The sequence below is a fragment of the Amycolatopsis sp. N2S4-7 genome (genome assembly GCF_058119595.1).
The window spans coordinates 3,987,131-4,012,338 of the sequence record NZ_CP172299.1 but is presented as its reverse complement, the minus strand read 5'-3'; the positions used below and the strand labels follow the sequence as shown (position 1 = coordinate 4,012,338).

The following is a 25,208-nucleotide window of genomic DNA, read 5'->3' as shown; positions in this document are numbered from 1 at the left end:
ACAATGGTCCGATGGACAGAGCCAAAACCCACCATCCGGAGGGGTCCATAGGGTCCGACTTCCTCCAGCTCGACGTCCGCGAGGCGCCGCCGGGCGGGCTCGCGGACTGGCTCGCCGGGCGGCTGCGCGCCGCGGTCGCCGACGGCAGGCTCCCGATCGGCGGCCGGCTCCCCGCGTCCCGGGTGCTGGCCGCCGAGCTGCGCGTGTCGCGCGGGGTGGTCACCGAGGCCTACCAGCGGCTGATCGACGACGGCCACGCCGCCGGGCGCGGCCGGGCGGGCACCGTCGTGGTGGCGGCGCCGGTGCTGCCGCCGGACCCCGCGCCCGTTCGGCAGCCCGCGAAGGTGATCACGCCGCTGCCCGGCGTCGAGGTCTTCGACGAGATCCGCGCGATGCCGGCCCGGATCGACCTGACCCCCGGCGTGCCGGACCTGACGGCGTTCCCGCGCGCGGCGTGGCTGAAGGCGGAGCGCGCGGTGCTCGACGAGCTCGAGCCGTCGCACTTCGGCTACGGCGACCCGCGCGGGGCGCCGGCGATGCGGCTCGCGGTGTCGCGCTGGCTGGCGCGCAACCGGGGGATCCGGGCCGACCCGGGCGAGATCATCGTGGTCGCCGGGGTCGCGCAGGCGCTGACGCTGCTCGGGGAGGTGCTGCGGCAGCACGGTCTCTCCGAAATCGCCGTCGAGGACCCGAGCTCGCTCGGCGCGCGCCAGCACCTGCACCACTGCGGCCTGGCGACCCCGCCGGTGCCGGTGGACGACGACGGCGTGCGGGTCGCCGAGCTGCGTGCCCTCGGCGCGCCGGCGGTGCTCCTGACCCCCGCCCACCAGTTCCCGACGGGCGTGGTCCTCGGCGGCGACCGCCGGCGCGACCTCATGCGCTGGGCGGCCGACGGCGGCATCGTCGTCGAGGACGACTACGACGCCGAGCACCGGTACGACCGCGCGCCGGTGCCCGCGGTCCGCTCGATGCTGCCCGAAGTCTGTTACACGGGCAGCGTTTCGAAGCTGCTGGCACCCGCGCTGCGCGTCGGCTGGCTGCTGGCGCCGCCCCGCTTCCGCGACGACCTCGTGGCGGCCAAGCGGTTCGCCGACCTCGGCAACGCGGTGCTGGCCCAGCTGGTGCTGGCCCGCCTGATGGAGACCGGCGAGCTGGAGCGGCAGCTGCGGGTGGTCCGGACGCGGCACCGCCGCCGTCGCGACGCGATGATCCGCGCCCTTTCTTCGGAACTGCCGGAAGCGGTGGTCCACGGCGCGGCGGCGGGCCTGCACCTGACGATCACGTTCGGCACCGAGCTGGACGACGTCGCGCTGGCGGCGGCCGCGCTGGCGGAGGGGGTGAAGGTGCAGCCGCTGTCGTGGCACCGGCAACGGCCCGGGCGTCCTGGCCTGGTGCTGGGGTACGCGGCCCGGACGGCGGGCGAGATCGCCGAGGGCGTCGCCCTGCTGGGAAGGCTCCTGCGGGCTCGGTAAAGGGTCCTCAAAGGACGGTCAAGTGAGTGTGATCATGCTCTCGCAGGCAGTTCCGGAACTTGGTTGCCATACGCAAGCAAGTTGCTTAGCCTAGCTAAGGGACTGGCGAGCAGAAGGGTTGCACAGTGGCGGAACGCCGGACGTATTCGATCGCGGAACTGGGGCCGCGGTACAAGTGGATCGCGCTGTCCAACACGACGCTGGGCATGCTGATCGCCACGATCAACTCCTCGATCGTGCTGATCGCGCTGCCCGACATCTTCAAGGGCATCGGGATCAACCCCCTGGAACCGGCCAACACGAGCTACCTGCTGTGGATGATCATGGGCTTCCTCGTGGTCACCGCGGTGCTGGTGGTGAGCTTCGGCCGGCTCGGCGACATGTACGGCCGCGCGAGGATGTACAACCTCGGCTTCGCCGTCTTCACCGTTTCTTCGGTCATGCTGGCCGTCACGTGGTTCGACGGCGACGCGGCCGCGTTGTGGCTGATCGGCTGGCGGATCGTGCAGGGCGTCGGTGGCGCCTTCCTGATGGCGAACTCCTCGGCGATCCTCACCGACGCCTTCCCGGCCAACCAGCGCGGGCTGGCGCTGGGCATGAACGGCGTCGCGGCCATCGCGGGCTCGTTCCTCGGCCTGGTCGTCGGCGGCGTGCTGGCCCCGGTCGACTGGAACCTGATCTTCCTGGTGTCGGTGCCGTTCGGCGTCATCGGCACGATCTGGGCGTACCTCAAGCTGCACGACACCGGCGTCCGCAAGCACGCGCGGATGGACTGGTGGGGCAACATCACCTTCGCGGTCGGCCTGATCGCGGTGCTGATCGGGATCACCTACGGCATCCAGCCGTACGGGTCGTCGCCGACCGGCTGGGGCAGCCCGTTCGTGCTCTCGTGCCTGATCGGCGGCATCGCGGTGCTGATCGCGTTCGTGATCATCGAATCGAAGGTCGACAACCCGCTGTTCCGGCTGTCGCTGTTCCGGATCCGCTCGTTCACCTGGGGCAACGTCGCGAACCTGACGGCGTCGCTCGGCCGCGGCGGGCTGCAGTTCATCCTGATCATCTGGCTGCAGGGCATCTGGCTGCCGCAGCACGGCTACACGTTCGAGCAGACCCCGCTGTGGGCGGGCATCTACATGCTCCCGATGACGGTGGGCTTCCTGCTGGCGGCGCCGGCGTCCGGCGTGCTGTCCGACCGGATCGGCAGCCGCCTGCTCGCCTCGAGCGGCCTGCTCATCACGGCGGTGACGTTCCTGCTGCTGATCCTCCTGCCGGTGAACTTCGACTACTGGGCGTTCGCCGGGATCCTGCTCCTGAACGGCATCGGTATGGGCATGTTCGCCTCCCCGAACCGCGCGGAGGTGATGAACAGCCTCCCGGCCGACGCGCGAGGCTCCGGCGCGGGCATGATGACGACCTTCCAGAACGCGGCGATGGTCCTCTCGATCGGCTTCTTCTTCAGCCTGATCATCGCGGGCCTGTCTTCGAGCCTGCCGTCGACGATGAGCGCAGGCTTGATCGCGCACGGCGTCCCGGCTTCGGAGGCGGCGCAGATCGCGAACCTCCCGGCGGTGGCGGTGCTGTTCGCGGCGTTCCTGGGCTACAACCCGATCCAGCAGCTGCTCGGTGGCCAGCTGTCGTCCCTGCCGCCGGACCAGGCGTCGTTCCTGACGGGCCGCAGCTTCTTCCCGAACCTGATCTCGGGCCCGTTCCAGTCGGGCCTGGCGGTGGCGTTCGGTTTCGCGATCGTGGTGTGCCTGATCGGCGCGGTGGCTTCGCTGCTGACGAAGAACCCCCGCCCCTCGAAGGGCGAGTCGGTGGGGGAGGAACTGGCCGCGGTGGCCGGGGAATCGGGGAGCGGGCCGAGCGAACTGGTGTCGCCTTCGACGGAACGCTGATCTTCCACCGGCCGGGTGTCACCAAGCGGTGGCACCCGGCCGGTGGCTGGCACACTCCCCCGGTGGACGCTTTCGACCTCGGACGGCTGAGCCCCTACGACTTCGAAACGGTTTGCCGCGATCTTTTCGAGCAGATCACCGGGCTCTCCTTCGAGATCTTCCCGCAGGGACGAGACCTCGGAATCGACCTCCGGCACGTCGCGGACGACGGAAGCACGACGATCGTCCAGTGCAAGCACTGGCCACGCGGCAACGCGGCCCGGCTGGTGAGGACGATGTTCAGGGAAGAGCTTCCCAAGATCTCGGCGCTCAAGCCCGCCCGGTACCTCCTCGCGACGAGCGTCGAGCTGACCGCGGCGGCCAAGGACAAGCTCGCCGCCGGCCTCGCACCCCACGTCACGAGCCCGGGCGACATTTACGGCGCCGAGCAGCTCGTCGAAGAGCTTCGGAAACGCCGGGAAATCGTCGAACGGCACTTCCGGTTGTGGCTGAGCAGCACCGGGGTGCTTCAGTCGCTCCTGCGCAAGGAAAGCCTGATCCGGTCCGCGGATCTGCTCGCCGACATCGAGGGCCGCGCCCTGACCTTCGTGCCGACCCCGGCGTTTTCCGAGGCGAAGCGGCGGCTGTCCGAGCAGGCCGTCTGCATCGTGACCGGGGGTCCGGGCATCGGCAAGACCACCATCGCCAAGATGCTCGCCGCGACGTATCGGCACCAGGGGTACGAACTCGTCGAAATCTCGCGAGACGCCGATGAAATCAACGCGGCATGGCGGGACGACCTCCCTCAGTTCTTCTACTACGACGACTTCCTGGGGCGCAGTACGTTCGGCGACAAGCTGGGGAAGAACGAAGACAGCCGTCTCTTGCAGGTCATCGAACGCGTCCGGCGGACGCGGGGGAAGCGGCTCGTGCTGACGACCCGTGACTACCTGTTCAAGCAGGCCGAGCAGATGTACGGCTCCCTCGGGGACGCCGATCTTTCGCCGATCCTGTACTTCGTGAACCCGATGGGGTTCGATGCCGATCTGGCCGCGAAGATCCTCTACAGCCTCGTCCACCATTCCGGGATCCCCGCCGCCGAGAAACGGCGCTTCGGCGACCGGAGCACCTGGGCCGGCCTGGTGCACAGCGACCACTTCAATCCCCGGCTGGCCGAGCGGACCCTGGGGCTCAGCGGGTTCTCCGGAACTCCGACGACGCGCGTCGCGGAGCAGATGCTGGCGAACTTCCGAGAGCCGGAGCGAGTCTGGGAACGGGTGGTCGAGCAGGAGCTGGACGACGCGTGTGTGCACGTCCTCGAACTGCTCTCGGTGTTCGACGTCGAATCGGGTGTTTCCGTGGACGAGCTGGCCGGCGTGTGGCGGCGGTACGCCAGGGCCATCGATGCACCGCACGCCCTGCCGGTACTCCACCGGTCCCTCAAGGTGCTCGACGGAGCTCTGGTGACGATCTGGGACCACGGTGCCGGACAGCCCTGGGTGGGCCTGCACAACGCGTCTGTCCAGGAGTACCTCGAGGGCCGGCTGCACCGGGGCCGCTGTGATCTCGACGCGCTGATCGACAGCTTGGAAGACCCGGAGCGCCTGGCTCGCCTGTTCATCGTCGGGTTGAACGTGCTGGACGGTCTGATCATCCGGAAACTGGGCGAGCGGACGCAGGTGATGGCAGACGTCGTGCTCAAGTGCCTGGTCGCGCCGTGTCCCTACGGCAGCGGTTCCCTCGGCTCGGCGTCCCACTTCGGGCGGTCCAGCTGGATCGCGCACGTGACGGACGTGCTCTCGCACGCCGACTGCCTGCGCTCGGCGCCGCTCGCCGAGCACGTGGTCGAGGACCTGGAGGTGCTCGACGACTTCCGTCCGGGTCGTGCGGGAACCTTCGCGGAACTCGCCGACCTGCTGGCCACGGTCCTGGCGTCCGAGCTGCTGCCGCGTCAGCTCGTCGCGGAGGTCGAGGCTTTCGTGGTCGGCTGTGCGCGTGACCTCGTCCGCGGCTTCGCCCGCGAGGGGTTTGCCGGGTGGGGCAGGTACGACTTGCGCTGGGCCCTCAACGTCATCAAAGCGCACGCACCGCACGATCGTCCGCGGGAGTTCGAAGCCGCCGAGGCGGCCGTGGCCGCCGAATCCCGTCGGAGCGACGAGGCGTTCGCCCCCAAGTTCGAGTCCCGCCGGGTGGGCCATGCGGGTGAAGGGGAGGAGAATCCTTCGGCGGTGATCGAACAGCTGCGGGTTCTGCTGGCGTCCGACTGACCTACCAGCCGACAGAGGCGCGCTGGATCTTCACCGGCTTCGCGGGAGCGCCGTCCAAAGGCCCGTTCGGATCGGTCGGAATGATCCCGTCCGCGACCATCCGATCCAGCGCCGACATCCCGCGCACCACGGTCCCCAGCACCGAATAATTGGCCGGGATGTTCGCGAACGAATGCACGATGAAGAACTCCGACCCGTTCGTCCCCGGCCCCTGGTTCCCCATGGCCACAGTCCCGCGCGGGTAGGTCTCGGTCCCTGAAACCTCGTCCGGGAACTTGTACCCCGGCCCGCCCTTCTCGACTTCGTAGATGTCCCCGCACTGGAGGACACCAAGACGAGCGGAGTTGGACAGACGCCAGCACCGGGACCGGTCGTAGAACCGCTGCAAAATCAGCGAAACCATGTTGTGCACCGCGCACGGAGCCGCTCCGGCGCGGTTCAGCCGCACCGTCACCGGGCCGTAGTTGAACCGGAACGTCACATCGACGGTCCCGCGGGTCAGAGCGAACGGCGCCGGGCGCACCACCGGCCGCGCCGCCGGGTTGTCCGGGGTCGGCGTGAACGAACAGCGGACCAACGGGACCGAGGCGGACGCCGGGGCCGGAGCCACCAGCAACGCGCCCAGCACACCGACCAGAGCCAGACCCCAGCGCAGCTTCATGCCCGGGACGTTAGCGCTTGACGAACTACTTGCGCCAGGCCGTGCGCTGCTTGCGGATGTCCAGCACCAGCAGGAGGATCAGGAACAGCGAGAGCCCGACCAGCCAGACGTTCTCGGTGTTGTTCTCGTGGTTGCCCTTGATCATCACCAGCAGGATGATCGCGCTGACCCAGCCGGCGATGCGGGTGGCCTTCGGGAACGAGCCGTGCCAGCCCCAGGCCGCGGACGGCTCGTCGCGCGGGTCGACCTCGGGCCGCCTCTTCTCGACCGCCTTGCCTGCCACGATGAACTCCTCAAACCCCGTGAACCTCGGACCCGCCGATGATCCCACACCTCCGGGTGCGCCGCGGAGACGCCCCGCGCGACAATGACCGGCGATGACTACCTCGCGAAGCGTTCTCGTGCTCGGCTCGACCGGGTCCATCGGCGTGCAGGCCCTCGACGTCGCGGCGCGCAACCCGCACCTGTTCCGCGTGGCCGGGATCGCCGCCGGCGGGGCCGATCCGGCCGCCCTCGCCGCGCAGGCGCTCGCCCACGGCGTCGAGGCCGTCGCCGTGACCAAGGCCACCGCCGCCGAGGACGTGCAGCTCGCCCTGTACGCCGAGGCGCAGAAGCGCGGCTACGACCAGGGCGAGTTCAAGCTCCCGAGGCTCTTCGCGGGCTCCGACGCCGTCACCGAGCTGATCGACTCCGTGCCCGTCGACACGGTCCTCAACGCGCTGCCCGGCTCCCGCGGCCTCGAGCCGACGCTGCGGGCGCTCGCCACCGGCGCCACCCTCGCGCTCGCCAACAAGGAGTCGCTCATCGCCGGCGGGCCGCTGGTGCTCGCGGCGGCCAAGCCGGGGCAGCTGGTGCCCGTCGACTCCGAGCACTCGGCCATCGCGCAGGCCCTGCGCGCGGGCAGCCGGAGCGAGGTGGCCCGGCTCGTGCTCACCGCCTCCGGCGGCCCGTTCCGCGGCCGCAAGCGCGCCGAGCTGGCCGGCGTCACCGTCGAGCAGGCGATGGCGCACCCGACGTGGTCGATGGGCCCGCTGATCACGATCAACTCCGCCACCCTGGTCAACAAGGGGCTCGAGCTGATCGAGGCGGCGCTGCTGTTCGACATCCCGCCGGAGCGGATCGACGTCACCGTGCACCCCCAGTCGATCGTGCACTCGATGGTGACCTTCACCGACGGCTCCACGATCGCCCAGGCCAGCCCGCCCGACATGCGGCTGCCGATCGCGCTCGCCCTGCACTGGCCCGACCGGGTGCCCGGCGCCGCGCCCGCCTGCACCTGGGACACGGCCGCGACCTGGACTTTCGAGCCGCTGGACGACGAGGCCTTCCCGGCCGTCGAGCTGGCCCGGCACTGCGGCACGGTGGGTGGCTGCCTGCCCGCGGTGTACAACGCCGCGAACGAGGAGCTCGTGTCCGCCTTCCTCGCGCAGAACACCCGCTTCACGTCGATAGTGGACACTGTTTCCGAGGTGGTGGGAGCCGCCGACGAATGGCGTCGCGAACCTCGCGACGTCGAGGACGTACTCGCCGCCGAGCGCTGGGCTCGCGCGCGGGCCGGTTCGATCATCGAGGGGAAGTAGCGGGTGCTCGCCTACATCATCGGTGTGGTGCTCTTCGCACTGGGGATCTGCGTCTCCGTCGCACTGCACGAAGCCGGCCACATGGTCACCGCGAAGGCCTTCGGCATGAAGGTCCGCCGGTACTTCGTGGGCTTCGGGCCCACGGTGTTCTCCTGGCGCCGCGGGGAGACCGAATACGGCCTGAAGTGGATTCCGCTGGGCGGGTTCTGCGACATCGCCGGCATGACCGCCCTCGACGAGGTGACGCCGGACGAGGCGCCGCGCGCGATGTGGCGGTTCAAGACCTGGAAGCGCACCGTCGTGATGTCCGCCGGGTCGATCACGCACTTCATCCTGGGCTTCGTGGTGCTCTACCTGATGGCCGTGACCATGGGGCTGCCGAACCTGACCCCGACCGCGACCGAGCCGGTGCTGGCGTCGACCTCCTGCGCCCGCTCGACCACGACGGAGGCGCAGGCCAAGGACACCAGCTGCCCGCCGGGTGCCCTGACCCCGGCGAAGACGGCCGGGCTGCAGGTCGGCGACAAGGTCCTCTCCGTCGGTGGCAAGCCGGTCGCGACCTGGGAGGACATGCTCGCCGCCGTGCAGGCCACCAGCGGCCCGACCGTGTTCCAGGTGCAGCGCGGCGAGCAGCGGCTCTCGCTCACCGTCGACGTGCCGAAGGTGCAGCGCTGGAGCAGCACCGGCGTCAAGGAGGTCGGCATGATCGGCGCCTCCCCGCAGCTGCCGGCGATGACCACGCAGTACGGCCCGGTCGCCGCGATCGGCGCGACGTTCAGCTTCACCGGCACGATGTTCGCCGAGACCGCGCAGCGGCTCGTCGAGTTCCCCGAGCGCATCCCCGCCGTGGTCACCGCGATCTTCGGCGGCGAGCGCGACCCGAACACCCCGGTCAGCGTCGTCGGCGCGAGCCGGATCGGCGGCGAAGCGGTCGAGCAGGGCATCTGGGTGCTGTTCTTCTTCCTGCTGGCCAGCCTGAACTTCTTCATCGGCGTGTTCAACCTGCTGCCGCTGCTCCCGCTCGACGGCGGGCACATCGCGGTCGTCTGGTACGAGCGCGTCCGCGACTGGATCCGCGGGCTGCGGGGCAAGGCGGCCGGCGGTCCGGTGGACTACACCAAGCTGTCCGGGATCACGATGGTCCTGGTGCTCATCGGTGGCGCGGTGACCCTACTCACGGTGACGGCGGACATCGTCAACCCGATTCGCCTGCAGTAGTGCCCCGCCCCGGAGGGGTTCCGGCCCCTCCGGGGCGGGTCGCACAGGCCGTAACGCTGCTCACCGTGACGGTTGACATGGTGAAGGTGGCCCGGTCGGGGTAGGTACGCTGGAAGCCGTGACCGTCGCACTCGGTATGCCCGCCCTGCCCCCGCCCGTCCTGTCCGAGCGCCGCAAGACCCGCCAGCTCCAGGTGGGCTCGGTCGGCGTCGGCAGCGACTTCCCGATCTCCGTCCAGTCGATGACGACGACGCTCACCTCCGACGTCAACGCGACGCTGCAGCAGATCGCCGAGCTGACCGCGGCGGGCTGCGACATCGTGCGCGTGGCGTGCCCGTCGGCCGACGACGCCGAGGCGCTGCCGGCGATCGCGCGCAAGTCGCAGATCCCGGTGATCGCGGACATCCACTTCCAGCCGAAGTACGTCTTCGCCGCGATCGAGGCCGGCTGCGCCGCGGTGCGCGTCAACCCGGGCAACATCCGGAAGTTCGACGACCAGGTCAAGGAGATCGCGCAGGCGGCGAGGGACCACGGCACCCCGATCCGGATCGGCGTCAACGCGGGCTCGCTGGACAAGCGGATCATGGACAAGTACGGCAAGGCGACGCCGGAGGCGCTGGCGGAGTCGGCGCTGTGGGAGGCGTCGCTGTTCGCCGAGCACGACTTCCACGACATCAAGATTTCGGTGAAGCACAACGACCCGGTGGTCATGGTGCGCGCCTACGAGATCCTCGCGGAGCAGTGCGACTACCCGCTGCACCTCGGCGTCACCGAGGCCGGCCCGGCGTTCCAGGGCACCATCAAGTCGGCCGTCGCGTTCGGCGCGCTGCTGCGCCAGGGCATCGGCGACACGATCCGCGTCTCGCTGTCCGCGCCGCCGGTCGAAGAGGTGAAGGTCGGCATCCAGATCCTGCAGTCGCTCAACCTCAAGCAGCGGAAGCTGGAGATCGTGTCGTGCCCGTCGTGCGGGCGCGCGCAGGTCGACGTCTACACCCTCGCCGAACAGGTCACCGCCGGGCTCGAGGGCATGGAGATCCCCCTGCGCGTGGCCGTCATGGGCTGCGTCGTCAACGGCCCGGGCGAGGCCCGCGAGGCCGACCTCGGCGTCGCCTCCGGCAACGGCAAGGGCCAGATCTTCGTCAAGGGCGAGGTCATCAAGACCGTGCCCGAGCACGCGATCGTCGAGACGCTCATCGAAGAGGCGATGCGCATCGCCGAAGAGGCGGGCGAAACCCTCGGCGAGGGCGCTCCCGTCGTCACCGCGGGCTGAGTTTTCCCGCTGAAGCCCTCCTCACCTCGCCGGTGAGGAGGGCTTCAGCGCGTTCTCAGCCCTGCAGGTGGTGCTGGGCGGCGTCGCGGATCTGCAGCCGGACGTTCTCCAGCGCCGCCGCGACCTCGTCGATCTGCTGCGACGCGAGCTGGATGGCCCCCTGGATCGCCGTCGCGGACGAGGTTTCCCCGAGCAGACCGAGCACTTGGGCCTGCAGGTCTTCGAGGTCGCTCTTCGTGGCGAGCGCGATGCCGGTGGGCACCTGGTCGGCGAGCAGCTCCAGCTGCTGCGCCTGCTCCTGGATCGTCATCGGGGTTTCCTTCCGCGGTGGGGACGCACCTCCGTGTTAGCAGACCCCGCACCGCCGGTGGTGACGATTACGCTGGCATTCGTGACCGTGACCTGGGCCGTCCGCGAGCCGCACCCCGTGGTGCGGCCGCTGGTCACGCGCTATGTCGGGTACGCGCAGGACGACGTCACGCTGGCCGTCCACCGCGGCCTGCCGTCGCGGCATGTGACGCTCGTCATCAGCCTGGCCGGGCCGGTCCGGATGGCCGGGCACAGCCTGCAGGCGCTGGTCGGCGGGCTGCACACGCGCGCGGTGCTGATCCGGCAGGACCGCGTGCAGGAGGGGCTGCAGCTCGAGCTCGACCCGCTGGGCGTGCGCACCCTGTTCGGCGTCACGGCGGCGGAGCTGAGCGGCGAGGTCGCCGACCTGGCCGAGTTCGGCCTCGGGTCGCTCGCCGAGCGGCTGCGGGAGCTGCCGACGTGGGCCGAGCGGTTCACGCTGCTCGACGACGTCCTGGCCGCCCGTGCCGTGGAGCCGGTGGCGCCGCCGCCCGAGCTGGGGGAGGCGTGGCGCCGGATGCGCGGCGCCGACGGCCGGGTGCGCGTGGCGGAGCTGGCCGGCGAGGTCGGCTGGAGCCGTCGTCACCTGGGCGAGCGGTTCCGCGCGGAGCTGGGGCTGGCCCCCAAGCAGGCGGCGCGGGTGCTGCGGTTCGAGCGGGCCGCGCGGCTGCTGCGCCGGGGACACGCCGGGCTGGCCGAGCTGGCCGTCGAGTGCGGGTTCTACGACCAGGCGCACTTGACCAACGAGTGGCACGCGCTGGCCGGGTGCACGCCGGGGACGTGGATCGCCGAGGAGCTCCCGTTCCTCCAAGACGAGGGGACGCCGGCCGGGCAAGACTCGCCCGCATGACTCCTGAACCGAATGTCTGGCCGGCCTTCCGCTACGACGACGCCCCGGCCGCGGTCCGTTTCCTCGTCGACGTCCTGGGTTTCACCGAGACGCTGGTGGTGCCCGAAGGCGACCTCATCGCGCACGCGGAGCTGCGCTGGCCCGAGGGCGGCGCGGTGATGCTGGGCAGCGTCCGCCCGCCGGACGGCGTGCACGACGCGATGAAGCCCGGTACCGGCGCGGCGTACGTCGTTTCCGACAAGGTGGACGAAATCTACGCGCGGGTGAAGGACGCGGGCGCCGAGATCACGGCCGAGCTGACCGACACCGAATACGGCTCGCACACGTTCAGCCTCCGCGACCCGGAGGGCAACTCGTGGACGATCGGCACCTACCGCGGCGCGGCCTGACCGGAGCCGGGCACCCGGGCTCCGAACGTCGTGGACTGTCGTTCACGACGTTCGGCCGGGCCCCGGCTACTGCACCGGCCGCTCGAAGGTCACCAGCAGTCCCTCGACCCCGCCGGGCCCGACCCGGCCCTTCACCTCGGCGGAGGTGATGGCCTTCAGCTGCCACCCGTCGGCCGCGTGGTCGTTGAGCAGCTTCTCGAGTTTTCCGCCGGACATCTTGCCGCCGAGCAGCTTCTCGCGGACCTCGACGACCTTGTACGTGTAGCGCTGCATGCCTCCATCCTGCCCGCGAGCCCGACCTGGGGCTCTTCATCCCAGCGTGTCGAGAGCCTCGCGTTCCGTTTCGGCTGTTCATCTGGCACCCTGGAGCCCGTGTTGCGGCTTGCAGGTGCACGGCTGCTCGATGATCGGGACTATCCGGCGGTCCGTGCCGCGCTCGCCGCCGACCCGGTGGGCAGCTGCATGGTCAGCGCCCGGGTCGAGGCTGCGGGCCTTGATCCGTGGCGGCTCGGTGGTGAGCTCTGGGCCGCCGACAGCCGCCCGGTTCGCGCCGGGCGGCTCCAAGGGCTGTGCTTCTCCGGGCCCAACCTCATCCCGCTCCGCGGCAACGCGCCCGCCCTCCGCTCCTTCGCCGACCGCGCGCTGCGCCGCCAGCGAACCTGCTCCTCCTTGGTCGGCCCGGCCGAGCAGGTGCTCGGGTTGTGGGACGAGCTCACCGACGAGTGGGGCCCGGCCCGCGAGGTCCGCGACGACCAGCCGCTGATGGCGCTGGACAGCACGCCGCTGGTGGCCGCCGATCCGCTGGTCCGCCCGGTCCGGCCGGACGAGCTCGAGCGGTACCTGCCCGCGGCCGTCGCGATGTTCATCGAGGAGGTCGGCGTCGACCCGCGCAGCGGCGACGGCGGCGCCAGCTACCGCGCCCGCGTCACCGAGCTGATCGGCGCCGGGCGCGCGTTCGCCCGGTTCGAGAACGGCGAGGTCGTCTTCAAGGCCGAGATCGGCGCGATGTCGGCGACCGTCGGGCAGATCCAGGGCGTCTGGGTGCACCCCGCACGCCGGGGCGACGGGCTCGGCACCGCCGGCACGGCCGCGGTGGTGAACCGGCTCGTCCGCGGCCTGGGCCGCACGGCCAGCCTCTACGTCAACGCCTTCAACACCCCCGCCCTCGCGGCCTACCGCAAGATCGGCTTCAAACAGGTCGGCCAGTACGCGACGGTCCTCTTCTAGCCACTCTTCCGTGGCGGCGTTTCACCCCCGGCCGCACCGCCCTGACCAGGCATCATCCCGCCATGAGCGCACGTCGACACCGTGCCCTCGCGGTGCTGCTGCTCGCCGCCGCGACCACGGCCGGGTGCTCGGGCAACGGTCCCGAGGACGCCCTCTCCGCGTTCCTGGACGCCGTCGCGGCCGGCGACGTCGACGCCGCGGCGGCGGCCACCGACTCGCCGGACGCGGCGAAGACCGTCCTGACGCAGGTGCGCGGGGTCCTCGAGCCGGAAGGCCTGGACGTCGACGACGAAGAGGTGAAGCAGCCGGACGGCGACACCGTCACCGCCGGCTACCAGCTCACCTGGCACCTGCCGCACGGCCGCACCTGGACCTACCGCGCCGACGCGCAGCTGCGGGCGGCCGAAAACGGCTGGCAGGTGCACTGGCAGCCGACGGTCGTGCACCCGCAGCTGGCCGTCGGCCAGACCCTCGGCCTGCTGCCCCAGCTGCCGGACACCGCGCCGGTGCTCGACCGCGACGGCGTGCCGCTGATGCGCCCGCAGACCGTGATCGGCGTGGTCGTCGACCCGCAGAAGACCGGCGACGCGAGCGCCGTCGCGGGGTCGCTGGCCAAGGCGCTGCACCGGTTCGAGCCGTCCGTCACGGGCCGGTCGGTGCTGGACGGGATGAACAAGACCAAGCCCGGGGACGCCTACCCGGTGATCACCCTGCGCGCCGGCGACTACCAGCGGGTGAAGTCGGTGATCTACGACCTGCCCGGCGTCCGGTTCGCCAGCCAGGAACGGCTGCTGCCGGTGACCCGCGGGTCGGGGCAGCAGGTGCTGCCGGCCATCCGCGCGCTCGTCGAGCAGGAGCTGGCCGGGGCGGCGGGCTGGCGGATCGTCACCCGGGACGTCACCGGCGGCGAGGTCGCCGAGCTGCGGGCCGAGCCGCCGCGGCCCGCGCCCGCGGTCACCAGCACCCTCAGCTCGCGGATCCAGGACGCCGCCGAGAAGGCCCTCGACACCGAGGACTACCCGGCCGCGCTGGTGGCGCTCCAGCCGTCGACCGGGGACATCCTCGCCGTGGCGCAGAACGACGCCGCGAACGCCGAAGGCTCGCTGGCCCTGTCCGGCCGCTACCCGCCCGGTTCGACGTTCAAGATCATCACGGCGGCGGCCGCGCTGTCGGCGGGTGACGTCGACGCCGGCAGCCCCGTCGACTGCCCCGGCACCACGGTGATCGAGAACCGGGTGGTGCCGAACGAAGGCCGGTTCGACCTCGGCCGGGTGCCGCTCGAAACGGCGTTCGCGCGGTCCTGCAACACGACGTTCGCCCGGCTCGCCGCCGGGCTCCCGGCCGCGGCCCTGACCGACGCCGCCCGCTCCTTCGGCCTCGGCGCGGACTTCGTCGTCCCCGGCCTGACCACGGTCACCGGCGCCGTCCCGGCGAGCGACTCGGCCGTCCAGCGCGCGGAGAACGGCTTCGGCCAGGGCACGGTGGTGACCAGCCCGTTCGGCATGGCCCTGGCCGCGGCGACCGTCCAGGCCGGGAAGGTGCCGACGCCGTCGATCGTCCGGGGGATGCCCGCGACCACGAAGAACGTCGGCGACGCGCCTTCCCAGGACGTGCTCGACGCGCTGCGCGGGATGATGCGCGAGGTCGTCACCACCGGCACCGCGACCGGCCTGCGTGACCTCCCCGACGTCGCCGGCAAGACCGGCACCGCCCAGTTCGGCGACGGCTCCCGCTCGCACGGCTGGTTCGTCGGCTACCGCGGTGACCTGGCGTTCGCCGTCCTGCTGACCGAGGCGGGGTCGTCCAAACCGGCGGTGCAGGCGGCACACCGGTTCCTGGCGGGGATCGGCTGAGGGGGCCGTCGTAAGGTGGGGGCATGTCCGTTCGTGCCCCGCTGGTTCCCGGCGTCCAGACGCCGCGCCGTGCCGTCCCCAGCTCCATCGCCCGTCCCGAATACGTGGACAAGCCGGCGCCGAAACGGGACACCGGCAACGGCGTGCGCACGCCCGAGGTGATCGAGGCGATGCGGGTGGCGGGCCGCATCGCGGCCCAGGCGCTGGAGGAGGGCGGCAAGGCCGTCAAGCCGGGCGCCACCACGGACGACATCGACAAGGTGGTGCACGAGTTCCTGCTCGACCACCACGCCTACCCCTCGACGCTGGGCTACCGCCGGTTCCCGAAGTCGTGCTGCACCTCGCTGAACGAGGTCATCTGCCACGGCATCCCCGACTCGACGGTGATCGAGGACGGCGACATCTGCAACATCGACGTCACCGCGTTCATCGGCGGCGTCCACGGCGACACCAACGCGACCTTCCTGGCCGGCGACGTCTCCGAGGAGGCCCGCCTGCTGGTGGAGCGCACCCGCGAGGCGACGATGCGGGCGATCAAGGCGGTCCGGCCGGGCCGCCAGCTCAACGTGATCGGCCGGGTCATCGAGGCCTACGCCAAGCGCTTCGGCTACGGCGTGGTCCGCGACTTCACCGGCCACGGCGTCGGCCCCGCCTTCCACACCCCGCCGACGGTGCTGCACTACGAAGAGCCCTCCGTCGACACGGTGATCGAGGAGGGCATGACCTTCACGATCGAGCCGATGATCACCCTGGGCACCATCGACTACGACATCTGGGCCGACGACTGGACCGTCACCACGAAGGACAAGAAGTGGACGGCCCAGTTCGAGCACACCCTCGTGGTGACGGCCGACGGCAGCGAGATCCTGACGCTGCCCTGAGCCGAGTCAGTGGCTGGTGGCCTTCTTGTAGCAGCGCACCGAAAGCGGCACGAAGATCACCAGCAGCAGCGCGATCCACAGCACCGAGGCGAGCGCGGCGTGCTGCATCGGCCAGACGTCGCGCGGCGGGAGCGCCGCGCTCGTGTTGCCGAACAGCTCCCGCGCCGCCTGCGTGACCGCCGAGACCGGGTTCCAGTCCGCGATCACCCGCAGCGGCGTGGGCAGCCGCCCGCTGTCGACGAACGTGTTGGCCAGGAAGGTGAGCGGGAAGATCACCACCATCGACACGTTGTTGAAGACCTCGGGCTTGCGCACGGCCAGGCCGAGCGCGCCCATCACCCACGACAGCGCGTAGGAGAAGGCGAGCAGCAGCACCACCCCGCCGAGCGCTTCGAGGACACTCGTGTGGATGCGCCAGCCGACCAGGAGACCCACGAGTCCCATGATGAGCAGGCTCGCCGTGCTGAGGATGAGGTCGGCGGTGGTCCGCCCGATCAGCACGGCCGCCGGTGACATCGGCAGCGAGCGGAACCGGTCGATGATGCCCTTCTGCAGGTTGTCGGTCAGCCCGTAGCCGGTGACGATCCCGCCCATGGCCACCGCGAGGGTGAAGATCCCCGGCAGCATGAACTCGCGGTACGACAGGCCGGGGATGTCGATCACGCTGCCGAACACGAAGCCGAAGAGCAGCACGAACATCACCGGCGTGAAGACGAGGGACCCGAGCAGGTCCAGCGACCGGAAGATCTTGATCGAGTTGCGCTTGGCGATGGTCACGCCGTCGGTGACGGCCAGCTGCACCGCGTTCATCACACGGCCTCCTTCGCGGTTTCGGCCGGTTCCTGGCCGGTGAGGGTGAGGAAAACGTCGTCGAGGGTCGGACGCCGGACCCCGACGTCGCGGGCTTCGACGCCTTCCGCGGCGAGCAGGGCGAGGGTCTCGGTAAGCGCTTTCGCGCCGTGGGTCACGGGCACGGTCAGCCGGAAGCCCTCGGCCTGCGGCTCGCCGCTGGCCAGCCGGGCCAGCGCCCGCCGCGCGGTGGCGACGTCGGCGTGGGTGCCGACGACCAGCTCGATCCGCTCGCCGCCGACGAGGTCCTTGAGCTCGTCGGCGGTACCGCGGGCGATGACGCGCCCGTGGTCGACGACGGCGATGCTGTCGGCGAGCCGGTCGGCCTCTTCGAGGTACTGCGTGGTGAGCAGCAGCGTCGTGCCGCCCGCGACCAGCTCGGTGATGACGTCCCAGAGCTCGGTGCGGGCCCGCGGGTCGAGCCCGGTCGTGGGCTCGTCGAGGAACAGCACCGGCGGGTTGGCCACGAGCGCGCCCGCCAGGTCGAGCCGGCGCCGCATGCCGCCGGAGTAGCCCTTGACCGGGCGGTCGGCGGCGTCGGCCAGGCTGAACCGGGCCAGCAGTTCACGTCCGCGGGCCTTGGCCCGCTTGGTACCCAGGTGGTACAGCCTGCCGACCATCTCGAGGTTCTCGGCCCCGGTGAGTTCCTGGTCGACGGCGGCGTACTGGCCCGAGGCGCCGATGTGCGAACGCAGCTCGTGCGCGTCCCGCACGACGTCGAACCCGGCGACCGTCGCCCGGCCCGCGTCCGGCTTCTGCAGCGTCGTGAGGATCTGGACGGTGGTGGTCTTCCCGGCACCGTTCGGCCCGAGCACGCCGAGCACGGTGCCCTCCGGGACCCGCAGGTCCATCCCGTCGAGCGCGGTGACCTTCCCGTACTTCTTGACCAGTCCCTCGGCCACGATGGCGTCTGGCATGGATCTTCCCCTTTGTCTTGTGGAGTCTCAGGCCCGGCGGATGACGATGTCGCCGGTGTAGGTGTGGGCTTTGACCTCGACCGTCTCGGTGGTCCCGCCCGGCCCGTCGGAGGGCGTGAGCGTGTTGCGCACGGAGCCGGTCAGGGAGTTGAGCTCGAGCCACGCGGCGCTGCCCTCGCGGACGCCGACCTCGATCTCGCCGACGGCGGTCTCGAGGACGACCCGGTCGCGGATCACCTCGCCGATCCGGATGTCGCCGGCGGCGGTCTTGGCGTGGACGCCGGCGTGGGCGAGGTCGACGTGGATGTCGCCGTTGGCGGTGCCGACGCGCAGGTCGCCGGTCACCTCGCCGACGCGGGTTTCGCCGTTGGAGTTCTTCAGCACCGCCGTGCCGTCGATCTCGCGGATGCGCAGCTCGCCGGAGCCGGTGTGGACCTCGGCGAACCCGGTGGCCCGGTCGACGAAGACGTCCCCGGTCGCCGTGTGCGCCTCGAGCCGGGCGGCCTCGTCGAGGTGGATGTCGCCGACGGACGTCTTGATGCGGCTGTCGCCGATGCGCCCGCTGACCCGGTAGTCGCCCATCGCGGACGTGCCCCGGATCCGCGAGCCGGCCGGCAGCTCGATCGTGACGTGCAGCGAACCGGCCTTGCCGAAGATCCGGGTGGCGTACTTCGGGCCCTTGACCAGCAGCTCGCCGCCGGTGAACTCGACGCGGGTCTTGGCGACGGCCTTGACGTCCTCGGGTTCGCCCGGATCGGCCGGTTCGACCTCGACGGTGGTTTCGACGCGGTCGGAGGCGACGATCCGGACGTCGGCGATGCTGACGTCGATCGTGGCCGTGATCGGCTCGGGGGTGGCGAAAACAGGCATGGCTGCGCCCTCCTGGGGTGCTCGGGGTGGCGTCTCCGCAGGCCGGAGACGTGAAGGGGGAAAGAGCGGGTTACTGGACCCAGCCGGTGTACTTCTCGCCGTACGCGGATCGCCGGTGGGTGGTGCGGCCCTTGTCGGAACCGAGCGCGCTCGTCGCGGCGCGGACGAGCCAGGCGTTGATGGAGAGCCGCTCCCGGTTCGCCGCCTCCTCGACCCGCAGCTTGAGCTGCTCGGGCAGCCGCAGGTTGATCCGCGAGACGGCGCCGTCGTCCGCGTCCGGCGAGGGCGGGGGCGGCGGGGCTTCCTGGGGCGCCGGCTCGGGCGCGGTGGGCAGTGAGACGGCGAACTCGGCCTCACGGCGGCGCAGGCGCACTTCGACGGAACCGGGCGCGAGGTCACGGGTGATTTCGTCGGCCGCGGTCGAGAGGGCGTCGAGCAGGGTCAGCCGGATCGCCGACTCGAGCGGCGCGGTGAGCCGCTCGGCGAGGGCGACGGCGTCCTCGCCCGCCGCCTCGGCGGCGACCGCGAGCTCCCGGCGGAGTCCGTCCACGAAGGGCGTCAGGTCCATGGCACTACTGTGGCACCACGGTGGCACCACGACAACCCTGAATTGGCACCCTTAGGGGTTGTCGGTGATGCCATGGCGAGAGAAAACGCTGGTCAGGCGCGTTCGATGCGCTCCAGCAGCTCGTCCAGGAACCCGCACGCCTCGGCGGCGGCGCGGTCCGGGTCGCGCTCGGCGATGGCGCCGGCCAGGCCTTCGTGGCCGATTTCGGGAGCGTGCTCGGCGCCCGGCGTGATGCCGGCCGTCGTCGCGACGCTGGCCGTGATGACCTCGGTCAGCCCGCGGTAGAGCTCGGTGAGCAGCCGGTTGTGCCCGGCTCGCACCACGGCGCAGTGGAACTCCGCGTCCGTGCGCGCGAAGTCCACCCAGCGGTCTTCGCGCAGTTCGACCTCGCGGCGGGCGAGCAGGGACCACAGTTCCGCGACTTCCTCCTCGGTCCGCTCTACGGCGGCCAGCCGGGCGCCTTCGACCTCGAGGGTGCGCCGGACCTGCAGGACTTCGCGCAGTTCCGAGCCGCAGAGCCGGCGGATCGCGCCCGACACCTCACTGGTGGCGCGCACGTAGGTGCCGTCGCCCTGCCGGACTTCCAGGATTCCCGTGTGCGCGAGCGCGCGGACGGCTTCGCGGACGGTGTTGCGCCCGACGCCGAGCTGCTCGCCGAGCTCGACCTCGGTGGGGATGCGTTCGCCGATGGGCCATTCGCCCTGCGTGACCGCGGTCCGCAGCTGTTCGATGACCTGGTCGACGAGGCCTGCCCGCCGGGTGGTGGCCAGAGGCACAGCACTGATCCCTTCATCCAATCATCCTACGTATGTAATAGTAGCGGGCATGCGCGTGGATTCCGAACTCGACGACGCCGTGGCGATCCGGACCCCGGGTGTGGTCGCTGCCGGGGCCCTGCTCGCGGTCGCGGTGGTGCTCACCGCCCTCAACCTGCGCCCGGCCATCACCGGCGTCGGCCCCATGCTCGCCGAGATGCGCCAGGACCTGGGTGCGTCCGTGGTCTGGGCCGGCGTGCTCACGACGTTGCCGACGCTCTGCTTCGCCGGCGCCGGGCTGGCCGCGCCCTTGCTCGCCCGCCGGGCCGGGGTCGGTGCCGCCATCGCGCTCGCGCTGGGCGCCCTGGCGGCCGGGCTCGTGCTGCGCGTGCTCGACGGCCCGCTGGTGGTGCTGGGCGGGACGCTCGTCGCCACCGCCGGGATCGCCCTGATCAACGTGCTCATCCCGGTGGTCATCAAGGACTCCTTCCCGGCCCGCATCGGCCTGCTGACCGGCGTCTACACCGCCGCCCTGCAGGGTGGCGGCGCACTCGGGTCGGCGGTGACCCCGCAGCTCGGCGACGCCTTCGGTGGCTGGCGCCCGGCCCTGGGCGGCTGGGCCGCACTGGCCGTCGTCGCCCTCTTCGCGTGGCTTCTCGCGGCCCGCGGCACCGGCCGGGCCCCGCGCCACACCGACGCCGCCCAGGGCGGCCGGTCGCTGCTGGGCAACCGGCTGGCCTGGATCGTCACGGCCTTCTTCGGCCTGCAGGCGTTCTACGCCTACGCGGCCATGGGCTGGTTCCCGCAGGTCCTGATGGACGCCGGCGTGCCGCGCGACGACGCCGGGCTGCTGTTCGGCCTGGTCTCGCTGATCGCCGTGCCGATCAGCCTCTTCGTCGCGCCGATGGCCGCGCGCCAGCACGGGCAGGGCCCGTGGATCGTGGGCCTCGGCGTGCTCGGCTTCGCGGGGACGACCGGCCTGATGCTGGCCCCGTCGTGGTCGCCGCTGCTCTGGAGCGTCCTCGTCGGCCTCGGGATGAGCGTGTTCTCGCTGGCCTTGACCGTGATCGCGCTGCGCGCCCGCACCGGCGCGGACACCGCCCGGCTGTCCGGGATGGCGCAGGGCTTCGGCTACCTCTTCGCCGCGCTCGGGCCGTTCCTGTTCGGCCTCCTGCACGACCTCGCGGGCGGCTGGACCGTGCCGCTGGCGATGCTGCTCGGCCTGCTCGGGGTCCAGCTGGTGTTCGGCGTGCTCGCGGGCCGTCACCGGTTCGTCTGAGTCTTGACTGTTAACGCCCTTCGCTGCGGCGACGCTGCTTAGGACCGCCCGGTGGCCGTGCTGGGTTGCTGCGCGACGGCCCGTTCGACGCCGCCCTGCGCGCGGCCATCCGCGCCCGCGGCTGAGCTACTGGCAGTCCGGCCGCAGCCGCCCTCGAGGTGCCGCCGGGCTCGCTCGCCGCGTTGCTCGGCCCGCCGCGGGCACGCCCTCGCCGGGGGGACGTGAAGGCCACCTCGAGGGTGGCCTTCACGGACCAGCGGCTTCAGTCCAAGGGCAGGCTGAGCAGGGCGTTCTCGATCAGCTCCGGCATCGCCGGGTGGATCCAGTACTGTCCGCGCGCCATCTGCCGCGCGTCCAGGCCGAAGCTCATCGCCTGGATGAGCGGCTGGATCACCGACGACGCCTGCGGCCCGATGATGTGCGCGCCGAGCAGCTGCCCGGTCGCCGGGTCGGCCAGGAGCTTCGCGAAGCCCGTCGTGTCCTCCATCGCCCAGCCGTACGCGATCCCGGCGTAGTCCTGCTTCGAGACCACATAGGACACTCCGCGCTCGCGCGCGGCCTGCTCGGTGAGCCCGACCGACGCGATCTGCGGGTGGGTGAACACCGCGTGCGGCACGAACCGGTGGTCGGCCGTCATCGGCTCGTCCGGGTGCACCAGGTTGTGCTGCACCACGCGGGCTTCGTGGTTGGCGACGTGCTTGAGCTCGTGCGGCGACGAGAGGTCGCCGAGCGCGTAGATGCCCTCGACCACGGTTTCCTGGTGGTTGTCGACGACGACGTGTCCACTGTCCACTGTGGTCACGCCGGTGGCGGCGACGTCGAGGAGGTCGGAGTTCGGCTTCCGGCCGGTCGCGATGAGCAGGACGTCGCCCTCGACCGTTTCGGCGCCCTGCGGACCTTCGAGGTCCAGGGCGACTCCGCCGCCGGTCTTGCGCGCCCGCACGGTCTTGCGGTCCAGGCGGACGTCGAACCGCTCGGCGGCCAGCTCGGTGAAGCGGGCGCTGACGTCCTCGTCCTCCGAGCGCAGCAGCCGCCCGGAGCGGTTGACCAGCGTGACCTGCACGCCGAAGGACGCGAAGACGTGCGCGAACTCGGCCGCGATGTACCCGCCGCCGAGGATCACGATCCGCTCGGGCAGCTCGTCGAGCCGCATCACGGTGTCGGAGGTGTAGTAGTCCACGGTGTCCAGGCCCGGGATCTCCGGGATGACCGGACGCCCGCCCGCGGCGAGCACGAACTTGTCGGCGGTCAGCACCTCGTCGGGGCGCCCGTCGGCGAAGCTGACGCGCAGCTCCTTGTGCCCGGTGAAGCGGCCGGTGCCCTCGTAGACGTCGACGTTCGCGTTGTCCTCGTGGCTGCGGCGGTACTCCGCGCCGCCCTCGGCGATCGGGTCGATCCGGCCGAAGATCCGGTCGCGGATGTCGCGCCAGCGGACGCCCTTCAGCTCTTCGTCGACGCCGTACTTCGCGCTGTGCGAAGGCGTGTATGCGACGTCGGCGGCGTACACGAACATCTTCGTCGGGATGCAGCCGACGTTCAGGCAGGTGCCGCCGAAGGTGCCCTTCTCCACGATCGCCGTCTTCTTGCCGGCGAAATCGGGCCCGAGGATGGAGTTCCCCGATCCCGTCCCGACGATCACCAGGTCGTAGTGGGGCACTGCATCCTCCGCGGGTTCGGTTCCGGTCGATTCACCCTAGCCAACCGCCTTCGCGGAGCGGGTGTTCCCGCTTGTGCTTAACGTCGTATTACGTGGTCAGTGACCGGTCGCGGTGAAGTGCATCCGGTCCTTGGGGCTGCGCCAGGAGCCGCCCCAGCTCCACCCGATCGCCGCGAAGGCGCGCACGGTCGCGTCGCCGGCCAGCACCATGCCCGGCCGGGCGCGCGCCCGGTCGACGTAGGCCGAGGCCAGCTCGGGCAGCACCAGGTCGCCCTGGGTGTAGGGGTTGCAGAACGGGTTGACGTCGACGGCGAGCCCGTACGCGTGCGCCGACCACGTCGTCTGCCCGCGCGCCGGGCGGCAGACGAACGCGCTGGTCGAGTTGCCGTCGCCGGTCGGCGGGGCGGTGAGCTCGGCGGGCGCGGTCACCCGCATCTCTTCCAGGGGGAACCGCGCCGCGAAGAGCTTCCCGAACACCTGGGTGATCCCGGTCGCGGCGGAGGCGTCGACCAGCATTTCGCCGGTGTGCGCGCGGCCGTCGAAGCCCCAGAACGCCATGGTGAGGTAGCGCAGGTCGGTGGCCTTGACCGGGCAGGCGGGCTGCCAGGTGCTGCGCGCGAGGACGGCCGCCGGGACCGCGCTGATCGTCGCGGCGTAGGTGTCCCCGGTCGGCGGCGGCAGGAGGTCTTTTGTCGGAAGTGCCCGGTTCACCAGTTCGGGTGGAGTCGGCTCGACCTCACCGAAGCCGTCGGGACGGCGGGGGAGGGGACGGGCACCCACCTGCCAGGTCGCGGCGGGTGCGCTCGACGCCGTCGTCCGCGGGGCCGTCGCCCGGGGCGGGGCCGGGGTCGAGGACGGGGTCGAAAGCGCAGGCAGCGGCGTCGACGGCACCTCGGAGGAGCACGCGCTCAAAGCGAGGGCCAGCGCCACCCCCGCCACCGCTGTCGCTCTCCGCCGCATCCGGCCAGCTTCGCAGAATCGCTCGGTGGGCGCGGAGTCCACCCGTTCCAGTGACACCGTTTCGAGCCCACTCGGATTAGGGTATTCAGGGCCGCTCGTTCACGCACCGGAGTCATCCGGGTGCCGAGTGCTTTGTCTTGTGCTGGTTTGACGAGGGGAAAGACCCATGTCCGTGAAGTCCCGCCGATCCCTGCTGCTCGTGAGCGGAGCGCTCCTCGCGGTCGCCGCGGTGACCGTCCCGGTCGTGGTGGGCACGGCTTCGGCGGACCCGGCCTCCGCCAACCAGCCGCGCATCGTCGGCGGCGAGAAGGCTTCGCTCGCCGACCACCCGTACGCGGTGTACCTGATGGACGCGAGCGGCAACCAGTACTGCGGCGCGGTGATCGTCAGCTCCACGGCGGTCGCGACGGCGGCGCACTGCGCCAAGGCGGTCGCGAAGCAGGACGTCCGCGTGGTGGCCGGCCGCGAGGACAAGCGCACCACCGACGGCCAGGTGCTGAGCGTGTCGAAGGTGTGGGTCGGCAGCGGCTACACCGACCCGACCCAGGGCGACGACATCGCGGTGCTGACCGTCCGCGGCCAGCTCGACTACCGGCCCGCGAAGCTGCCGGAGGGCGGCGACACGGCGTCGTACCGCGCGGGCACCGAAGCGACGGTGCTCGGCTGGGGCCGCACCGCCGACGGCGGAGCCCGGTCCGACTACCTGCGCAGCGCCCGGGTCCCGGTGGTCTCGGACAGCGACTGCCGCGCCGACTACACCGTCTACGACCAGCGGAGCATGGTCTGCGCGGGCTACGCCGAGGGCGGCGTCGACGCCTGCCAGGGCGACTCCGGCGGCCCGCTCGTCGTGGGGGACACCTTGATCGGGATCGTGTCCTTCGGCGACGGCTGCGCCAAGGCGGGCAAGCCGGGCGTCTACACGCGTGTCTCGGCGTACGCGGACGACGTCAAGGCCCAGGCCAAGCCCCGCACGCTCCTCGGCTGAGCGCGTGGTAAGCAGGGGTATGCCGACCCTGCACGACGCGACCGGCCCCGAGCTGACCGCCGCCCAGCTGCACGACATCCTCCGCCTGCGCGTGGACGTCTTCGTGGTGGAACAGAAGGCCGCGTACCCCGAACTCGACGGCCGTGACCTGCGCCCGGACACCCGGCACCTGTGGTTCGAGGGCGACACGGGGGTCACGGCGTACCTGCGGGTCCTGCTCGACCCGGACGGCGTCCGCCGCATCGGCCGGGTGGTGACGGCCGCCTCCGCCCGCGGCCGCGGCCTGGCGGCCCGCCTGATGGAGGCGGCCCTGACGGTCCCGGGCGAGTACGTCCTGGACGCCCAGACGTACGTCCAAGGCTTCTACGCGCGCTACGGCTTCGTCGCGGAAGGCGCGGAGTACACGGACGAAGACGGAATCCCCCACATCCGCATGCGCCGCCCCGCCTGATGCCCGCCCAATCACGCGAGATCCGCC

Annotated in this window: 25 protein-coding genes; 14 read left to right on the top strand and 11 right to left on the bottom strand. The window is 71.4% G+C overall.

Features of this window, described 5'->3' with window-relative positions:
- The first annotated feature begins 11 nt into the window (after positions 1–11).
- From pdxR to ACH54P_RS18665, 3 genes are all read left to right on the top strand, one after another.
- The gene (gene pdxR / locus ACH54P_RS18675; protein WP_489914416.1) at positions 12–1,472 is read left to right on the top strand and encodes a MocR-like pyridoxine biosynthesis transcription factor PdxR; all 1,461 of its coding nucleotides are present in this window, start codon (positions 12–14) and stop codon (positions 1,470–1,472) included.
- 125 nt (positions 1,473–1,597) lie between these two features.
- Entirely contained in the window at positions 1,598–3,367 is a 1,770-nt protein-coding gene (locus ACH54P_RS18670; RefSeq protein ID WP_489914414.1) for an MFS transporter, read from the top strand.
- A gap of 62 nt (positions 3,368–3,429) precedes the next feature.
- Positions 3,430–5,613, top strand: a complete 2,184-nt coding sequence (locus tag ACH54P_RS18665) for an nSTAND3 domain-containing NTPase (protein WP_489914412.1) — start codon at positions 3,430–3,432, stop codon at positions 5,611–5,613.
- Position 5,614: 1 nt separating this feature from the next.
- On the opposite strand, the gene ACH54P_RS18660 is transcribed toward ACH54P_RS18665, so the two are convergent.
- Together ACH54P_RS18660 and ACH54P_RS18655 are read right to left on the bottom strand one after the other, a co-directional pair.
- Positions 5,615–6,274, bottom strand: a complete 660-nt coding sequence (locus ACH54P_RS18660; protein WP_489914410.1) for a peptidylprolyl isomerase — start codon at positions 6,272–6,274, stop codon at positions 5,615–5,617.
- A 25-nt stretch (positions 6,275–6,299) separates the two neighbouring features.
- Positions 6,300–6,557, bottom strand: coding sequence for a DUF2631 domain-containing protein (locus ACH54P_RS18655; protein ID WP_003057577.1), 258 nt, complete (start codon positions 6,555–6,557; stop codon positions 6,300–6,302).
- 94 nt (positions 6,558–6,651) lie between these two features.
- Between ACH54P_RS18655 and dxr the strand changes: the two genes are divergently transcribed.
- The 3 genes from dxr to ispG all read left to right on the top strand — a co-directional run bounded on the left by dxr (position 6,652) and on the right by ispG (position 10,342).
- Entirely contained in the window at positions 6,652–7,854 is a 1,203-nt protein-coding gene (dxr, locus tag ACH54P_RS18650; RefSeq protein WP_489914408.1) for a 1-deoxy-D-xylulose-5-phosphate reductoisomerase, read from the top strand.
- Between the two features lie 3 nt (positions 7,855–7,857).
- Positions 7,858–9,072 (top strand): M50 family metallopeptidase, encoded by a 1,215-nt coding sequence (locus ACH54P_RS18645; protein WP_489914406.1) that lies wholly within the window; start codon positions 7,858–7,860, stop codon positions 9,070–9,072.
- Positions 9,073–9,190: 118 nt separating this feature from the next.
- Entirely contained in the window at positions 9,191–10,342 is a 1,152-nt protein-coding gene (gene ispG / locus ACH54P_RS18640; RefSeq protein ID WP_489914404.1) for a flavodoxin-dependent (E)-4-hydroxy-3-methylbut-2-enyl-diphosphate synthase, read from the top strand.
- Positions 10,343–10,397: 55 nt separating this feature from the next.
- On the opposite strand, the gene ACH54P_RS18635 is transcribed toward ispG, so the two are convergent.
- Positions 10,398–10,652 carry a hypothetical protein gene (locus tag ACH54P_RS18635; RefSeq protein WP_086853692.1) on the bottom strand — a complete coding sequence of 85 codons (255 nt, stop codon included), beginning with the start codon at positions 10,650–10,652 and terminating at the stop codon, positions 10,398–10,400.
- 81 nt (positions 10,653–10,733) lie between these two features.
- Between ACH54P_RS18635 and ACH54P_RS18630 the strand changes: the two genes are divergently transcribed.
- Both ACH54P_RS18630 and ACH54P_RS18625 read left to right on the top strand, forming a co-directional pair.
- Positions 10,734–11,540 carry a helix-turn-helix domain-containing protein gene (locus ACH54P_RS18630; RefSeq protein ID WP_489914402.1) on the top strand — a complete coding sequence of 269 codons (807 nt, stop codon included), beginning with the start codon at positions 10,734–10,736 and terminating at the stop codon, positions 11,538–11,540.
- Positions 11,537–11,929: a VOC family protein gene (locus ACH54P_RS18625; RefSeq protein WP_489914400.1), complete on the top strand. Its 393-nt coding sequence runs from the start codon at positions 11,537–11,539 to the stop codon at positions 11,927–11,929. The genes ACH54P_RS18630 and ACH54P_RS18625 overlap by 4 nt, the downstream gene beginning before the upstream one ends.
- A gap of 66 nt (positions 11,930–11,995) precedes the next feature.
- Here ACH54P_RS18625 and ACH54P_RS18620 read toward each other — a convergent pair whose 3' ends face one another.
- On the bottom strand, positions 11,996–12,202 hold the full coding sequence (locus ACH54P_RS18620) for a DUF4177 domain-containing protein (RefSeq protein WP_489914398.1): 207 nt from the start codon (positions 12,200–12,202) through the stop codon (positions 11,996–11,998).
- Between the two features lie 99 nt (positions 12,203–12,301).
- Between ACH54P_RS18620 and ACH54P_RS18615 the strand changes: the two genes are divergently transcribed.
- The 3 genes from ACH54P_RS18615 to map all read left to right on the top strand — a co-directional run bounded on the left by ACH54P_RS18615 (position 12,302) and on the right by map (position 15,890).
- Positions 12,302–13,156 carry a GNAT family N-acetyltransferase gene (locus tag ACH54P_RS18615; RefSeq protein WP_489914396.1) on the top strand — a complete coding sequence of 285 codons (855 nt, stop codon included), beginning with the start codon at positions 12,302–12,304 and terminating at the stop codon, positions 13,154–13,156.
- Between the two features lie 62 nt (positions 13,157–13,218).
- A complete protein-coding gene (locus ACH54P_RS18610) occupies positions 13,219–15,009 on the top strand; it encodes a penicillin-binding transpeptidase domain-containing protein (RefSeq protein ID WP_489914394.1) in 1,791 nt (596 codons plus the stop codon).
- Positions 15,010–15,032: 23 nt separating this feature from the next.
- Positions 15,033–15,890, top strand: coding sequence for a type I methionyl aminopeptidase (map, locus tag ACH54P_RS18605; RefSeq protein ID WP_489914392.1), 858 nt, complete (start codon positions 15,033–15,035; stop codon positions 15,888–15,890).
- Positions 15,891–15,896: 6 nt separating this feature from the next.
- Here map and ACH54P_RS18600 read toward each other — a convergent pair whose 3' ends face one another.
- The 5 genes from ACH54P_RS18600 to ACH54P_RS18580 all read right to left on the bottom strand — a co-directional run bounded on the left by ACH54P_RS18600 (position 15,897) and on the right by ACH54P_RS18580 (position 19,870).
- Positions 15,897–16,700 carry an ABC transporter permease gene (locus ACH54P_RS18600; RefSeq protein ID WP_489914390.1) on the bottom strand — a complete coding sequence of 268 codons (804 nt, stop codon included), beginning with the start codon at positions 16,698–16,700 and terminating at the stop codon, positions 15,897–15,899.
- Positions 16,700–17,656, bottom strand: coding sequence for an ATP-binding cassette domain-containing protein (locus ACH54P_RS18595; RefSeq protein ID WP_489914388.1), 957 nt, complete (start codon positions 17,654–17,656; stop codon positions 16,700–16,702). Before ACH54P_RS18595 ends, ACH54P_RS18600 begins: the two co-directional genes overlap by 1 nt.
- Before the next feature lie 27 nt (positions 17,657–17,683).
- A complete protein-coding gene (locus ACH54P_RS18590) occupies positions 17,684–18,526 on the bottom strand; it encodes a DUF4097 family beta strand repeat-containing protein (protein ID WP_489914386.1) in 843 nt (280 codons plus the stop codon).
- A gap of 70 nt (positions 18,527–18,596) precedes the next feature.
- On the bottom strand, positions 18,597–19,094 hold the full coding sequence (locus ACH54P_RS18585; RefSeq protein WP_489914384.1) for a hypothetical protein: 498 nt from the start codon (positions 19,092–19,094) through the stop codon (positions 18,597–18,599).
- A gap of 92 nt (positions 19,095–19,186) precedes the next feature.
- Positions 19,187–19,870 carry a FadR/GntR family transcriptional regulator gene (locus ACH54P_RS18580; RefSeq protein ID WP_489914382.1) on the bottom strand — a complete coding sequence of 228 codons (684 nt, stop codon included), beginning with the start codon at positions 19,868–19,870 and terminating at the stop codon, positions 19,187–19,189.
- A 49-nt stretch (positions 19,871–19,919) separates the two neighbouring features.
- On the opposite strand from ACH54P_RS18580, the gene ACH54P_RS18575 reads away from it, so the two are divergent.
- Positions 19,920–21,128, top strand: coding sequence for a CynX/NimT family MFS transporter (locus ACH54P_RS18575; protein ID WP_489914380.1), 1,209 nt, complete (start codon positions 19,920–19,922; stop codon positions 21,126–21,128).
- 262 nt (positions 21,129–21,390) lie between these two features.
- On the opposite strand, the gene ACH54P_RS18570 is transcribed toward ACH54P_RS18575, so the two are convergent.
- Together ACH54P_RS18570 and ACH54P_RS18565 are read right to left on the bottom strand one after the other, a co-directional pair.
- A complete protein-coding gene (locus tag ACH54P_RS18570; protein WP_489914378.1) occupies positions 21,391–22,785 on the bottom strand; it encodes a mycothione reductase in 1,395 nt (464 codons plus the stop codon).
- Between the two features lie 96 nt (positions 22,786–22,881).
- Positions 22,882–23,745 (bottom strand): M15 family metallopeptidase, encoded by an 864-nt coding sequence (locus tag ACH54P_RS18565; protein WP_489914376.1) that lies wholly within the window; start codon positions 23,743–23,745, stop codon positions 22,882–22,884.
- Positions 23,746–23,911: 166 nt separating this feature from the next.
- Here ACH54P_RS18565 and ACH54P_RS18560 point away from each other — a divergent pair, with 166 nt between their 5' ends.
- The gene (locus ACH54P_RS18560; protein ID WP_489914374.1) at positions 23,912–24,730 is read left to right on the top strand and encodes a S1 family peptidase; all 819 of its coding nucleotides are present in this window, start codon (positions 23,912–23,914) and stop codon (positions 24,728–24,730) included.
- Positions 24,731–24,749: 19 nt separating this feature from the next.
- The gene (locus ACH54P_RS18555; protein WP_489914372.1) at positions 24,750–25,181 is read left to right on the top strand and encodes a GNAT family N-acetyltransferase; all 432 of its coding nucleotides are present in this window, start codon (positions 24,750–24,752) and stop codon (positions 25,179–25,181) included.
- The last annotated feature ends 27 nt before the right edge of the window (positions 25,182–25,208 follow it).

Coding starts and splice junctions, on each gene's coding strand:
- ACH54P_RS18585 (WP_489914384.1), bottom strand. CDS start 19,094: ATGGACCTGACGCCCTTCGTGGACGGACTCCGCCGGGAGCTCGCGGTC.
- ACH54P_RS18625 (WP_489914400.1), top strand. CDS start 11,537: ATGACTCCTGAACCGAATGTCTGGCCGGCCTTCCGCTACGACGACGCC.
- ACH54P_RS18565 (WP_489914376.1), bottom strand. CDS start 23,745: ATGCGGCGGAGAGCGACAGCGGTGGCGGGGGTGGCGCTGGCCCTCGCT.
- ACH54P_RS18620 (WP_489914398.1), bottom strand. CDS start 12,202: ATGCAGCGCTACACGTACAAGGTCGTCGAGGTCCGCGAGAAGCTGCTC.
- ACH54P_RS18660 (WP_489914410.1), bottom strand. CDS start 6,274: ATGAAGCTGCGCTGGGGTCTGGCTCTGGTCGGTGTGCTGGGCGCGTTG.
- ACH54P_RS18635 (WP_086853692.1), bottom strand. CDS start 10,652: ATGACGATCCAGGAGCAGGCGCAGCAGCTGGAGCTGCTCGCCGACCAG.
- map (WP_489914392.1), top strand. CDS start 15,033: ATGTCCGTTCGTGCCCCGCTGGTTCCCGGCGTCCAGACGCCGCGCCGT.
- ACH54P_RS18590 (WP_489914386.1), bottom strand. CDS start 18,526: ATGCCTGTTTTCGCCACCCCCGAGCCGATCACGGCCACGATCGACGTC.
- ACH54P_RS18575 (WP_489914380.1), top strand. CDS start 19,920: ATGCGCGTGGATTCCGAACTCGACGACGCCGTGGCGATCCGGACCCCG.
- ACH54P_RS18610 (WP_489914394.1), top strand. CDS start 13,219: ATGAGCGCACGTCGACACCGTGCCCTCGCGGTGCTGCTGCTCGCCGCC.
- pdxR (WP_489914416.1), top strand. CDS start 12: ATGGACAGAGCCAAAACCCACCATCCGGAGGGGTCCATAGGGTCCGAC.
- ACH54P_RS18560 (WP_489914374.1), top strand. CDS start 23,912: ATGTCCGTGAAGTCCCGCCGATCCCTGCTGCTCGTGAGCGGAGCGCTC.
- ACH54P_RS18595 (WP_489914388.1), bottom strand. CDS start 17,656: ATGCCAGACGCCATCGTGGCCGAGGGACTGGTCAAGAAGTACGGGAAG.
- dxr (WP_489914408.1), top strand. CDS start 6,652: ATGACTACCTCGCGAAGCGTTCTCGTGCTCGGCTCGACCGGGTCCATC.
- ACH54P_RS18600 (WP_489914390.1), bottom strand. CDS start 16,700: ATGAACGCGGTGCAGCTGGCCGTCACCGACGGCGTGACCATCGCCAAG.
- ACH54P_RS18555 (WP_489914372.1), top strand. CDS start 24,750: ATGCCGACCCTGCACGACGCGACCGGCCCCGAGCTGACCGCCGCCCAG.